Origin of the sequence: Campylobacter concisus (assembly GCF_002913945.1) — a bacterium.
Taxonomy (GTDB): Bacteria; Campylobacterota; Campylobacteria; order Campylobacterales; family Campylobacteraceae; genus Campylobacter_A; species Campylobacter_A concisus_P.
In genome coordinates this window covers 1-13,130 of the sequence record NZ_POZK01000012.1, presented here as the reverse complement: position 1 = coordinate 13,130, position 13,130 = coordinate 1, and the positions used below count along the sequence as shown (strand labels likewise).

At 37.8% G+C, this 13,130-nt stretch carries 11 protein-coding genes and 1 tRNA gene; 8 read left to right on the top strand and 4 right to left on the bottom strand.

Annotation, left to right across the window (positions count from 1 at the left end):
- Positions 1 to 468: 468 nt before the first annotated feature.
- Genes aroC through CYP64_RS02315 form a run of 4 tightly spaced genes read right to left on the bottom strand, consistent with a single transcriptional unit; the run spans position 469 to position 3,656 of the window.
- A complete protein-coding gene (aroC, locus tag CYP64_RS02330; RefSeq protein WP_103648530.1) occupies positions 469 to 1,536 on the bottom strand; it encodes a chorismate synthase in 1,068 nt (355 codons plus the stop codon).
- A gap of 8 nt (positions 1,537 to 1,544) precedes the next feature.
- Entirely contained in the window at positions 1,545 to 2,216 is a 672-nt protein-coding gene (gene rnc / locus CYP64_RS02325; RefSeq protein ID WP_103648529.1) for a ribonuclease III, read from the bottom strand.
- Complete coding sequence (gene rnhA / locus CYP64_RS02320; protein ID WP_103648528.1) at positions 2,213 to 2,647, bottom strand: ribonuclease HI; 435 nt, start codon at positions 2,645 to 2,647, stop codon at positions 2,213 to 2,215. The genes rnc and rnhA overlap by 4 nt, the downstream gene beginning before the upstream one ends.
- Entirely contained in the window at positions 2,625 to 3,656 is a 1,032-nt protein-coding gene (locus tag CYP64_RS02315; protein WP_258032898.1) for a tetratricopeptide repeat protein, read from the bottom strand. Before CYP64_RS02315 ends, rnhA begins: the two co-directional genes overlap by 23 nt.
- Before the next feature lie 55 nt (positions 3,657 to 3,711).
- Between CYP64_RS02315 and dnaG the strand changes: the two genes are divergently transcribed.
- The 8 genes from dnaG (at position 3,712) to CYP64_RS02275 (ending at position 12,547) form a co-directional block, all read left to right on the top strand.
- A complete protein-coding gene (dnaG, locus tag CYP64_RS02310) occupies positions 3,712 to 5,391 on the top strand; it encodes a DNA primase (protein ID WP_103648526.1) in 1,680 nt (559 codons plus the stop codon).
- A gap of 104 nt (positions 5,392 to 5,495) precedes the next feature.
- Positions 5,496 to 6,731 (top strand): M20 family metallo-hydrolase, encoded by a 1,236-nt coding sequence (locus CYP64_RS02305; protein ID WP_103648525.1) that lies wholly within the window; start codon positions 5,496 to 5,498, stop codon positions 6,729 to 6,731.
- 10 nt (positions 6,732 to 6,741) lie between these two features.
- Positions 6,742 to 8,061: an amidohydrolase gene (locus tag CYP64_RS02300; protein ID WP_103648524.1), complete on the top strand. Its 1,320-nt coding sequence runs from the start codon at positions 6,742 to 6,744 to the stop codon at positions 8,059 to 8,061.
- On the top strand, positions 8,058 to 8,756 hold the full coding sequence (gene pepE / locus CYP64_RS02295) for a dipeptidase PepE (RefSeq protein WP_103648523.1): 699 nt from the start codon (positions 8,058 to 8,060) through the stop codon (positions 8,754 to 8,756). Before CYP64_RS02300 ends, pepE begins: the two co-directional genes overlap by 4 nt.
- Before the next feature lie 14 nt (positions 8,757 to 8,770).
- Positions 8,771 to 10,081 (top strand): C4-dicarboxylate transporter DcuC, encoded by a 1,311-nt coding sequence (gene dcuC / locus CYP64_RS02290; protein ID WP_103648522.1) that lies wholly within the window; start codon positions 8,771 to 8,773, stop codon positions 10,079 to 10,081.
- An 11-nt stretch (positions 10,082 to 10,092) separates the two neighbouring features.
- Positions 10,093 to 11,316, top strand: a complete 1,224-nt coding sequence (gene pepT, locus CYP64_RS02285) for a peptidase T (protein ID WP_103648521.1) — start codon at positions 10,093 to 10,095, stop codon at positions 11,314 to 11,316.
- A 59-nt stretch (positions 11,317 to 11,375) separates the two neighbouring features.
- On the top strand, positions 11,376 to 12,365 hold the full coding sequence (locus tag CYP64_RS02280; RefSeq protein WP_103648520.1) for an argininosuccinate synthase domain-containing protein: 990 nt from the start codon (positions 11,376 to 11,378) through the stop codon (positions 12,363 to 12,365).
- A gap of 105 nt (positions 12,366 to 12,470) precedes the next feature.
- Positions 12,471 to 12,547: transfer RNA gene (locus CYP64_RS02275), tRNA-Met, on the top strand.
- The last annotated feature ends 583 nt before the right edge of the window (positions 12,548 to 13,130 follow it).

Below are 13,130 nucleotides of genomic sequence, written 5' to 3'. Positions count from 1 at the left end.
ATGTATAATTATCGTAAATTAGGGGGTTATTTATCATATAATAAATTTATATTAAAAATAAGTAATACTATATATAGTAGGATATTTTCATATATCGTCATATAATTTATGATTATTTTTTAAAGACTAATATTTGAATATAAAAATTTAATATTATAATAGTAAGTTTATATAAAATTAATAATTAGTTAATTTTATGCTCGCTATTTCTTTAAAATTTAGCGTATAAGAAAAACATACTTCAAAATTTAAGATATTTTCATAATTTCATATTATTAAGTTAAGTAGGCTATGTTCAATTTTAGATTTAGCTTATTTTAATATCTTGGTTTGAAATCTTAGATATTGGCTAAATACAATAAAGAAAGATAGTATGAGTTTTTTTAAAAGAATCAAAATAAAAGACTTTTTATAGTGCCTTTTTTAAATGTTAAGGCTCTTATAGATCATCTTTTTGGGCATTTAAATTTAGCCATAAATTTTCTTTAAATTTTCAAGCTTTGTACTAGCATTTAGTAGTAACATATCGGCGATAACTAGCCTTATCATCGCAGTTGCAACGACGCTACCACGTATGCCTATGCATGGATCATGCCTGCCTCTTAGCTCAAAATCTACCACTTCGCCAGCTAAATTTAGCGTCTTTTGTTCTTTAAATATCGAAGGTGTTGGCTTAAAATGGCTCTTTAGTACGATATCTTCGCCGCTACTTATGCCACCAAGTATGCCTCCTGCATTGTTGCTTAAAAATCCAAGTTCATCCATCTCATCGTTATTTACCGACCCAAATGTCTCACTTGCTTTTACGCCAGCACCTATCTCGACCGCTTTTACACCATTTATACCCATTAAAGCCGCCGCCAAGGCACTATCAAGCTTATCATAAAGTGGCTCTCCAAGGCCTACCGGAGCATTTTTAACCACGCTTAAAACAACTGCACCGACGCTATCGTGGTCATTTCTAGCTTTATTTACCGCTTCTTTCATAGCTTCTTCGTTACCAAGAGCATAAATTTGTGAATTTTTAGCAAAATTAAAGTCTATTTTGTCGCTAAAAACCTTACCAATGCTAAATACGCCACTTAAAACCTCAATACTAAACTCATTTAAAAGTAGTTGTGCAAAAGCACCGCCAGCTACCCTGATAGCTGTTTCTCTAGCACTTGAGCGTCCGCCGCCTCTGTGATCTCTAAAACCATACTTTTTAAAGTAGGTAAAATCAGCATGGCCGGGACGGAAAATTTCACGTAAATTGTCATAGTCGTTTGACTTTTGATTGTTATTAAAAATAGCAAAACCTATCGGTGCTCCAGTGCTTATACCATCAAAAAGACCACTAAAAATTTCTATCTTGTCAGCTTCATCTCTTGCGGTTGTAAAGTTGCTTTGCCCAGGACGGCGTCTATCTAGCTCGCTTTGGATAAACTGCGTATCGATTTTCATTCCAGCAGGAAAACCGTCTATAACGCCACCTATGGCTACTCCGTGACTCTCGCCAAATGTTGTTAGGGTTAGTTTTTTGCCAAATGTATTCAAGCTCGTTCCTATTTTTTAATTTTTTCTAGTGCGATTTTTGCAGCTAGCTGTTGGGCTTGTTTTTTGGAACTGCCAATAGCTCTTGAAATTTCCTCACCATTTAGCAGTAGCGCAATCTCAAATTCTTTTTTATGATCAGGACCAGATGTGCTGATTAGTTCGTAAGATGGTATGATGCCAAGATGTGCTTGGGTAACCTCTTGCAGCGCTGTTTTGTAGTCTTTTTCAAGGTGAGCAAAATCGATTTGTGGATAACAAAGCTCAAGTAAGTTGATAGAAATCTCTCTTACCTTAAGAAGACCGGCTTCGAGATAAATAGCCCCCATCACAGCCTCAAAAGCATCACTTAAAATGCTATCTTTCTCGCGCCCACCATTGTTTTCTTCAGCCAAGCTCAGTCTTAAAAATTCACCCATCTTTAGATGCCTTGCCATATTTGCAAAGCTTTTTTCATTGACAAGTGCAGCTCTTAGCTTACTCATGTCGCCCTCTGCGATCTTGCTAAATTTTTTAAAAAGATACTCAGCCACAATTAGATCCATCACCGCATCGCCTAAAAACTCAAGCCTTTCATTGTTTAGCGCCTGCTTAGTGCTCTTGTGAGTCAGCGCCTCTTCTAAAAGCTCTGTTTTTTTAAATTTATATCCAAGATTATGTTCAAATTCTTCTAAAATTTTCATCTTTCGTTCTCATCTTTTATCTTTTGTGCCTCGTTTCTTGCCATCTGGTCGCACTCTTCATTTTCAGGGTGTCCAGCGTGACCTTTGACCCAGCTTGCTATGACTTTATGGGGCTTTGAAATTTTCAAATACTCTTGCCAAAGCTCTACGTTTTTTACATTTTTAAAATTTCTCTTTTGCCAGTTTGCAAGCCACTCATTTATGCTGTTTACCACGTACGAGCTATCGGTAAATAGTCTTACTTCACAAGGCTCTTTTAGCGCTTTTAACCCCATTATCGCAGCTTTTAGCTCCATTTGATTATTTGTAGTAAATGCCTCGCCCCCACTCTCTTTTTTCTGTGCTTCATTAAATCTCAAAATATAAGCCCACCCACCAGCTCCAGGGTTTCCAAGGCATGAACCATCGCTAAAAAGTGTTACTGTCTTCACTTGGTTTTTCTGTGATGTGAGATAAAATTTTTACACTTCCTAGCTCGTGGCAGACTGGACAGCAGTAAAAGTGCATCGGAAATGAGTTTTTGCAGCTTTTACAAATGTAGTTAAAACTAAGCCCTGCTGCATCAAATTTGGCGTCTTTTAGCTTCTTTATAGCGTTTAACTCAAAGCCATAAATTTCACAAGGCTCATTTATATCACCCTTTGCGTAAAATAGCGATCTATACTTATCATCACTCAAATTTATAGGTGTTTTTAGGTTGTAAAGTAGATCAAGTACATCTTCAAATTTGGCAAAATCTTTTAAATTTTCTAAATTTTCATTGTGTCTTATAAAAAGCACCAAGATCATGCGTTTTAAAAGCTCAAAATTTTGGCTAAGACGAGAGAGAACTTCTATCTTTTCATTAAAGCTTAAATTTCTATCATCAAGCGTGCTGATAGCCTTTATATAGGCCTTTTGATCTTTTACATTTACTCCCAGCTCTTCAAGCGAATTTAGTGCATAAAGTGCCTCTTTGTAGTTTTTGAGCTTCTCATCTATCATTGTTAGAAAACGAAGTGCGATGACATTTCTAGGACTTAGTTCGAGTGCCTTTTCAAAAACCTCACTAGCCTTTTTTAAAAAGCCTGCTTTAAAATAGACCTCTCCAAGCTCGTTTAGGATAAACTCCTTCTCATTTTTATCCCTAGCTTTGCCAAGGGCGATCAGATAAATGCTAATAGACTTTTCGAAGTCGCCATTTTTGGCGAAAGTTTGCCCTAGCATGCAAAGGCTTTGAGCGTCTATCTCTGGGCTTTGTAGCATCTGTTTATGCTCGCTACTTATGCCGTCTTTGCTATCAAATTTTCTTATAAATTTTTCGATTCTTTTTTTCTCATCTTTGCTTGAAAAGATACCCCAAGCATAGCTTAATGCGGCTATCATCAAAATAATGCTAAATAAAATAATAAGGCTAAATATCGGATCTCTATGCCCAATGAAAAAAATATCCACGCTCATACTTTGTAATAAAATTTTACTTTAATTATAACAAAGCAGTTGTATAATTTTGCTTATGATAGATCCAAAATCCATTGAAAAGCTTAAAAATCAAATCGATATCGTTGACATTATAGAGCACTTTGTGCCAGTCAAAAAAATGGGAGCAAACTACAAATGCGTCTGCCCATTTCATGACGACAAAAATCCTAGTATGAGCATAAGTCAAAGCAGGCAAATTTTTCACTGTTTTGCTTGTAAGGCTGGCGGAGATGCGATTAAATTTGTAATGGATTATGAGAAGCTTACCTATCCAGAAGCTATCGAGAGAATAGCTAGCCTTGTAAATTTTAGCCTTGAATACACAAGCGATAAACTTCCAACACAAAAAGAAAATAAGCACATTTTAGAAAAGGTAAATGCCTTTTATAGGAGCGAATTTTTCAAGCATGAAGCCGCTGTGAGGTATATATATTCACGTGGCATAAATGATGCGATGATCGAGAAATTTGAGCTTGGTTGGGCTGGGGATAGTGCTAGTACTATTAGGCTTTTACAAAATGAAAATATCGAGCCAAAAGAGGCACTTGAGGTCGGTATCGTAAAGCAAAACGAGAAGGGAATTTATGCTAGTTTTATCGAGCGTATTACATTTCCCATATATGCACATACGGCAAAATTAGTTGGCTTTGGTGGTAGAACGATCTCGGATCATCCTGCAAAATATGTAAATTCTCCTCAAAGCATAGTTTTTGACAAGTCAAAGCTACTTTACGGCTACCACTTAGCTAGGCAAAGCATCTTTGAAAAGAAGCAGATCATCATCACAGAGGGTTATTTAGATGTCATCATGCTTCATTTTGCAGGCTTTACAAACGCTGTTGCCGTACTTGGAACCGCACTTACAACTAATCACTTACCACTTTTAAAAAGAGGAGAGATAAGTGTAGTTCTTTGTTTTGATGGTGATGGAGCTGGTATAGGTGCAGCTATAAAATCATCTCGCCTTTTGGTTCAAAACGAGATAGACGGAAGTGTTGTTATCATAAAAGATGGTGCAGACCCTGCAGATATGGTTTTTGCAGGTAGAAGCGACGAGCTAAAAGAGATGTTTGGTTCTGGTACTGAACTTGGAGAGTTTTACATCGAGCAAATTGCCAAGAAATACGACATATCACGCCCAGTACAAAAGCAAAAGTGTTTAGAAGAGATAGTGGAATTTACAAATTCTCTAAAGCCAATAATCGCAAAAAGTTATGAGTCGTTAGTCGTAAATTTGCTCAAAATAGAGCTAAATACTTTTAGCCTTCATGGACAAAGATATATAAATAGACAAGATCAAAATTTTACAAATGCTACAACGACAAATAAACAAGTGGCTCAAAAAAAAGATAAAACTGATATTTTGGAATTTAGCGTTTTAAAGAGCATGCTTGCAAATAAAAATTACGAAACTATCGTTTTAAACGAGCTCGAGGAGAAATTCTTCTTGCATCATAAAGATTATTTTCAGGCTGTTTTATTGCCAAATATTGAAGATAACGCGGTACTTGTTAGAGAAATTTATGTTGATGAAAGCTCAAATGTAGCTTCTAGTGAAGATAGCCTTAAAGAGGCTATTTTAAAGCTAAAGCTAAAATACTATGAGAAGTTTCGCGAAGATACTAGAAAATCACAAAAACCAAATAAAATCGAAATAATGCAAAAAATTTCAGAGATCATTAAAGGCTTACACAACAAGCTACAAAAAAATTAAATTTCAAAATTTAACACTTATTCAGCTTTAAATCATAAAACTAAATGTAAAATGCATAAAGTAATAAATGTTTTTAAGATTAGTTTTATTTTTAAGGGTTTATTATGATAAATTTTAAAAGATTTGAGGCGAATTTTAATGCTATAAGTAGATTTGGAGCATTAAAAGGTGGAGGGCTAACAAGGCTTGCATTTAGTAAAGAAGACTTGGAGGCTAGAAATTTTCTTGTAAATTTAATAGAAGAAAATGGCTTTAAACTTAAGATCGATAATGTTGGTAACATCTATGCTGTATATGACGATGGCTGTGAGCCAGGCGAAAAGCCAGTTTGTGTGGGCTCTCATATCGATAGTGTGCCAAATGGTGGCTTTTATGATGGCACGCTTGGTGTCATGGCAGGACTTGAAGCACTAATCTCGATAAAAGAAGCTGGCATTAAACTAAAGCGTCCGCTTTGGCTGATTAACTTTTGCTGTGAAGAATCAAGTCGCTTTAAGACAGCAACTATCGGAAGTAAAATAATAAGTGGCAAACTTGGCCTACAAAGGCTTCATGAGCTAAAAGACGAAGATGGTATCTCGCTCTTTGAGGCGATGAGTAAATTTGGACTTGATCCACAAAATTTAAATGATTCTATTTTAAAAGAACACTCACTTCATTCATATTTAGAACTTCACATTGAACAAGGCCCAGTGCTTGAGCGAAGCGGCATAAGCGTTGGCGTAGTAAGCGGTATCGCCGCTCCTATTAGATTTGAAATTATTATTCATGGTAAGGCAGATCACAGCGGTGCAACGCCGATGAATATGCGTAGTGATGCGCTGCTAGCTGCTTCACATATCATAATCGCAGCCAATAAATTTGCTAAAAACAAAAAAACAGCTGTGGCAACCGTTGGTTATGCTCATGCAAAGCCAGGTGTTTTAAACGTTGTACCAGGCGAGGCAAGGCTTGGAGTTGATCTAAGAGATATTGATAAGACAAGCTTAGAAGAGCTAAATTTAGAGCTTAGAAATTTTATAAAAGAGCTAAGCGGTGAGCTAAATTTTAGTTATGAGATAAGAGAATTAAGTAGCGATGAGCCAGTAAAACTTAGTGAGCATGCTATAAATTTACTAAGCGAAGAGGCTGCTAAACTTGGCATAAAAACGCTTACTTTACCAAGCGGAGCTGGGCACGATGCGATGAATCTAACAAAACTTGCAAGTAGCGTTGGTATGCTTTTTATACCTTGCGTTGGCGGTATCAGTCACAATATAGCAGAAGCTATAAATTTTGATGATGCTTTCAAAGCTACACAAATTTTAACAAATGCACTAATTAAACTATCAAATGAATAAGGAGAAACCTATGGACAAAATAGCAAATTTGGCTCTTTCTTTAAAAGATGAGCTGATCAAGGATCGCAGGTATTTTCACTCGCATCCAGAGACTGGTTGGTTTACATTTTTTACAACTGCTGTGCTAGCAAAGAGGCTTAGTGATCTTGGTTATGAAATAAGCCTTGGTGACAAGGTGGTTAAAGCTGATGCAAGGCTTGGCCTTGGCTCAAAAGAGCAGTGCGAAAAAGCAATAGAAAGAGCCAAAAAGCTCCTAAGCCCTGAAGAGGCAAAATATCTTCCTTATATGAAAGATGGCCTAACTGGCCTAACAGCTTTTATCGACACAAAAAGGCCTGGTAAATTTACAGCATTTAGATTTGACATTGATAGTGTTGATGTGACAGAGAGTGATGAGCCTACTCACAGACCTTATAAAGAGGGTTTTGGCGCAGACATCGCTGGTATCACGCATGCTTGTGGGCATGACGGACACATATCGATAGGTCTTGGTGTGGCAAAACTTATAGCTGAAAATTTAGATGATCTAAATGGTAAGTTTAAATTTATTTTCCAAACGGCAGAAGAGGGCACAAGAGGTGCTGTGGCTATGGAAGCTGCTGGTGTGCTTGATGGTGTAGAGTACCTACTGGGCGGTCATATCGGCTTTCAAGCAAAAACCAATAGAGGCATCATCTGCGGGACAAATAAGCTACTTGCAACTTCAAAATTTGACGTACATATCACCGGCCGTTCAGCTCACGCAGCAGGTGCGCCACAAGATGGTGCAAATGCCCTTTTAGCCGCATCTCAAATGGCACTAAGCATGCATGGTATCACAAGACATGCAAAAGGCGTGACCAGGATAAACGTAGGCGTTTTAAAAGCAGGTGAAGGTAGAAACGTCATCGCGCCAAATGGCTATCTAGCTTGCGAAACAAGAGGTGAAGACACAAATTTAAATGATTTTATGTATGAAAAATGCATGGATATTGTTAAAGGCGTTAGCCAAATTTACGGCGTAGAGAGTAAAGTTGTAATGACTGGTGGCACAAGCGGAGCTGACAGCGATAAAGAGGTAACAGAAATTTTTTATGAAGCAGCAAAAGAGAGTCCATTTATAGATGATGATAAGATCGTAAAAGAGCTTGACTTTGGTGCTTGCGAAGACTTTGCTCACTTTATGAGAGCTTTGCAAGACAAAGGCGCAAAGAGTGGCTATATGATGATTGGTACAAATTTAAAAGCAGGCCATCACAACTACAAATTTGACTTTGATGAGGAGTGCTTGGTGGCTGGAGTCGATGTCTATCTAAGATCTGCTTACAAATTAAATGGAGCAAAAAAATGAAAAATGCTTTACTAATCAGCGCTTCAAGCTACCAAGATACTGGCTACTTAAGACACTGCAAAAACTGGGTTAAGGAATTTTTAGGTGAATGCGGCAAGGAGGAAATTTTATTTATCCCTTACGCTGGAGTTAGGCGAACAAATGACGAGTATGAGCAAAAAGTAATTGATAGATTAAAAAATAGCAATATAAAATCAATCCATCATTACGAGGATAAAATTTCAGCTATCAAAAATGCTAGCAGTATCGCAGTTGGTGGCGGAAATACCTTTATGCTGCTTTACACGCTTTATAAGCTAAATTTAGTTGAGCCTATAAAAGAAGCTGTGGCAAATGGCGCAAAATACTTTGGCTGGTCAGCTGGTGCAAACATAGCTGGCAAGACGATGATGACGACAAATGATATGCCTATCATCATGCCAAAGTCCTTTGATAGCTTAAATATCTTCCCTCATCAGATCAACCCGCACTTCATAAGTGGCAAGCTAGCAGGTCATAACGGCGAGAGCAGGGAGGAGAGGTTGGAGGAATTTTTGATAGCTAATCCAAAAGAGACCATTTACGCACTGCCTGAGGGTACGGCTTTGCTCATAGAGAATAATGAGGCTGAGGTCATAGGACACAGCGAAATTTTAAAATTTGAGTATCAAAAAGAGATAGAAAAAATAGAAGTTGGAACTAAATTTAAAATCTAAACAAGGAGAGAGGTATGGAAACATTTAAGCTAATTGCTGCCATTCTTGGCATTGCAGCTGTTGTGGCACTTCTTGTCTTAAAAAAAGAGACAAGAACGGTGCTAATAGGTGTTGGTTTGGTGCTTTGTATAATCGCACTAAAACCGATGGGGGCACTAAGTGCTTTTACTGACTATATGACTAAAGCAGGGCTTATAAAGGCGATTTGTGCAAGTATGGGTTTTGCGTTTGTTATGAAATACACGATGTGCGATAAACACCTTGTTGCGCTTCTTACAAAGCCACTTAAAAATGTGGGTTTTATCTTGATCCCCGCAACAACCGTGCTAACTTATTTTATAAATATCGCTATCCCTTCAGCTGCAGGATGTTCCGCTGCTGTTGGTGCAACGCTTATACCGCTTCTAATGGCTTCAGGTATCCGCCCAGCTATGGCTGGTGCTGCTGTTTTTGCGGGTACATTTGGTGGAGTCTTAAGCCCGGGATCGGCTCACAACGTCTATGTAGCTGATCTTGTTAAAAAAACGGTTGAGGGCTATACAGTTCAAGATGTCATAAAAGTGCAAATTCCAAGTGCATTTACTGCTCTTGTTATCATAGTGATCGCATTAGTTGTTGTTGCGATATTACTTAAAGACTATCAAAAAAATACAAATTTTACTCTTGAAAGTAGTGCTGCTAGCGAAGAGAAACCGCTATTTAAAGTAAATTTCATCTACGCCATTATGCCTCTAGTTCCACTTGTTATCTTGGTTATTGGCGGAACAAGCCTTGCGAAAGATTATAGCTTTCTTGCGTGGACAAAGATGGGCGTTGCTGAGGCAATGATACTAGGTGCCATCATAGCTATCTTTGCTACGCTTACAAATCCGCAGAAGATCACAAAAGAATTTTTTAACGGAATGGGCCACGCTTATGCCGATGTTATGGGTATCATCATCGCAGCTGGTGTCTTTGTCGCTGGCTTAAAGGCATGTGGAGCCGTTGATGTGGTCATCGCATGGCTAAAAACAGATCAAAGTTACGTTAAATTTGGCGGAACGTTTGTGCCATTTATCATGGGTATAGTTACAGGTTCAGGCGATGCTGCTACATTTGCATTTAACGAAGCTGTCACAACAAATGCCGCTGCACTTGGCTTTGAACAAGACAAGCTTGGTATGGCAGCAGCTATTGCTGGTGCTTTAGGTAGATCAGCTTCTCCGATTGCCGGTGCTGCTATCGTTTGTGCAGGCATTGCGATGGTTAGTCCAGTTGAAATCGCTAAAAGAACATTTTTAGGTATGTTTATCTCTGTTGTGGCGATCGCATTTTTTGTCATCTAAAAGGATAAAAAATGGATATCGTAGAGAGATTTTTAAACTATACAAAATTTAACACCACAACAAATAAAGAGAATGGATTAAAAGGCGTCATGCCTTCTAATCCAACCGAGTATGAGCTGGCTCGTTTTTTAAAAGATGAGCTCAGCTCGCTAGGTATAAAAGATATCATTTTGCAAGACAATGCTATCTTGATAGCAAAAATTCCTGCAAATTGCGAAAATGCTCCAAGTATCGCCTTTTTTGGGCATTTAGATACAAGTAGTGAGCAAAAAAATGATACTAAAGCCAAGATAGTAAAATACACAGGTGGCGACATCTGCCTAAACGAAGAACAGGGAATTTATCTAAAATTTAGCGACAATCCAGAGCTTAAAAAATACGTTGGTGACGACATAGTCGTGACTGATGGCACTAGCTTGCTTGGGGCTGATGATAAGGCGGCGATCGCAAGTATCGTAAATATGGCTAGCTATTTTATGCAAAATTCTGAGATTAAGCACGGCAAGATCGTGATCTGCTTCGTGCCAGATGAAGAGCAGGGCTTGCTTGGTGCAAAAGCACTTGATGTAAATTTGCTGGGAGCTGATTTTGGCTACTGCCTAGACTGCTGCGAGATAGGCGAGCTAATATATGAAAACTGGAACGCGGCTGACTGCACGATGGTCTTTAAAGGCGTTTCGGCTCATCCGATGAATGCAAAGGGCAAGCTTGTAAATTCGCTACTTCTTGCGCATAAATTTATCTCGCTTTTGCCAGGCGGCGAAGTGCCAGAGTGCACCGAGGGCAAAGAGGGCTATTTTTGGGTAAAAGAGCTTAGCGGAAACAGCGCAAAAACGACGCTCAAGATCGACATAAGAGAATTTGACGAGGCGAAATTTCAAAAAAGGCTTGAGTTTTTAAGCGATATGGCAAATTCTTTTAACAAAATTTATGGAGAGCGTTGCGAAATCACGCTAAAAACACGCTATGAAAATGTCTTTAAATTTTTAAAAGATGAAAACTCACTGCCTATAAAATTAGCAAAAGATGCCTTTAGTGAGCTAAATATCACGCCAAATATAAAGCCTATGCGTGGTGGATATGACGGCGCTGTGATATCTGCAAAAGGTGTGCCAACGCTAAATTTATTCACAGGGGCAAATAACTTTCACTCCGTCTTCGAGTATTTGCCAGTTAGCAGTCTAAAAGCCGCGAGTGAAGTGATTAAAAAAATCGTAATTAACGCTGCTAAATAAACTTCATAAAAGCCTAGATTTAGTAAATTTAGGCTTTAAATTTTACTTTCAGGATAAAAATGAAGGCTTTAGCTTTGTTTAGCGGAGGGCTTGATAGCATGCTCTCAATTAAATTAATAAGCGATCAAAACATCGAAGTGGTCGCACTTTATATGGATACCGGATTTGGCGTAGATGAAGAAAAACATGAAATTTTAAGACGCCGTGCCGCTTTGGCTGGAGCTAGCTTAAAAGTGGTTGATATGAGAAATGAGTATCTTCGTGACATGCTTTTTAACCCAAAGTACGGCTACGGCAAGCAGTTTAATCCATGCATCGACTGCCATGGTTATATGTTTAAAACAGCTCTTAATATGCTAAAAAGTGAAAATGCAAATTTCATCATCACGGGCGAAGTTTTGGGTCAAAGACCGATGAGTCAGCGAAGAGATGCACTCTTTCAGGTTAAGCGCCTAGCTGATGATGAGGACGATCTAGTGCTTCGTCCGATGTGCGCTAAGCTCTTGCCACCAACTAAGCCAGAGCGCGAGGGCTGGGTTGATAGAGAGAAGCTGCTTGATATAAGCGGGCGCGATAGAAAGCCGCAGCTTGCTTTGGCAAAGGAATTTGGCTTTGAGGACTTTGCAACGCCTGGGGGCGGATGTTTGCTAACGATCGAGAGCTTTGCTGTGAAGATAAAGGATTATCTAAATTTTGATAAAGAGATGCGAGATATCGATGTAACGTGGCTAAAGCTTGGTAGGCATCTGCGCTTGCCAGATGGTGCAAAAATGATAATAGGCCGTGATGAGAGTGATAATAACGCACTTTTAGCACATCCAAATGATAAATTTGATCAAGTAAATTTTAAAGAGAGTGATGACATCGTAGGAGCCGTTAGCTTCATAAGCAAAAACGCTAGTAAAGCTGACAAAGAGCTGGCCGCAAGGCTCGCATTAGCTTATACAAAAGCAAGCAGAGAAAATAAATTTGAAGTTAGCATCGATAGCGAGAAATTTAGTATCACACCTGAGGATAAATCTCTAGCTCAAAATTATTTCGTAAAATAGACGTTTTGTCGATTCTTGGTGCTTTTACTTTGTGTTTGTAGATAAAGATGGTTTTTATCTACAAATAAGTTTAAAAATTATATAATCCGAAACTTATTTTAAAGTGTCACGGTAGCTCAGCTGGTTAGAGCGCTGGTCTCATAAGCCGGAGGTCGGGAGTTCAAGTCTCCCCCGTGACACCATAAATACCTAAACTACGATGTTTCTACAATATTATATTGCAGTCACCTTTCATGAAATATAGCTTAATGTTTGTAGCAAAATAAAATTTTATGTAGCAAATTTTTAAGCTTGCAGTAATTTTAACACGTTTTTTGTAAAATTTTAAAAAACAAGTAAAATTTTTTAACGAATCATCTACTATGATATAATCTGTCACTCTACTGGGTTAAATTTTTACCATAACTTAAATAAAATGAGTATAGATGTGTAGTAAAAATGGCGTTTATAGCTATTGAATATGGGCTAAAAAATATTTTTGATGATTATGATTTATTCATATTTCCTAGCAATAAAACACAAAATAGAGATAGGCTGCATAAGCATCACGAGATCCTGCGTATGTCAAATACTGGCTACCATTTATAAAGATAAAAGAGTCAGAGTATTTAAAGGCAAAATTTGAGAATTTGTTTGGAGAGTATTTGGTGCGCAATTGATGATGATGCAATAATTTTTATTTGGTAATTTTAAGATATTTGTTTCGATTCCTCATATAAATACTAGCATTAAGTAATTTATAAGTATTTTTATGCTATACAATCA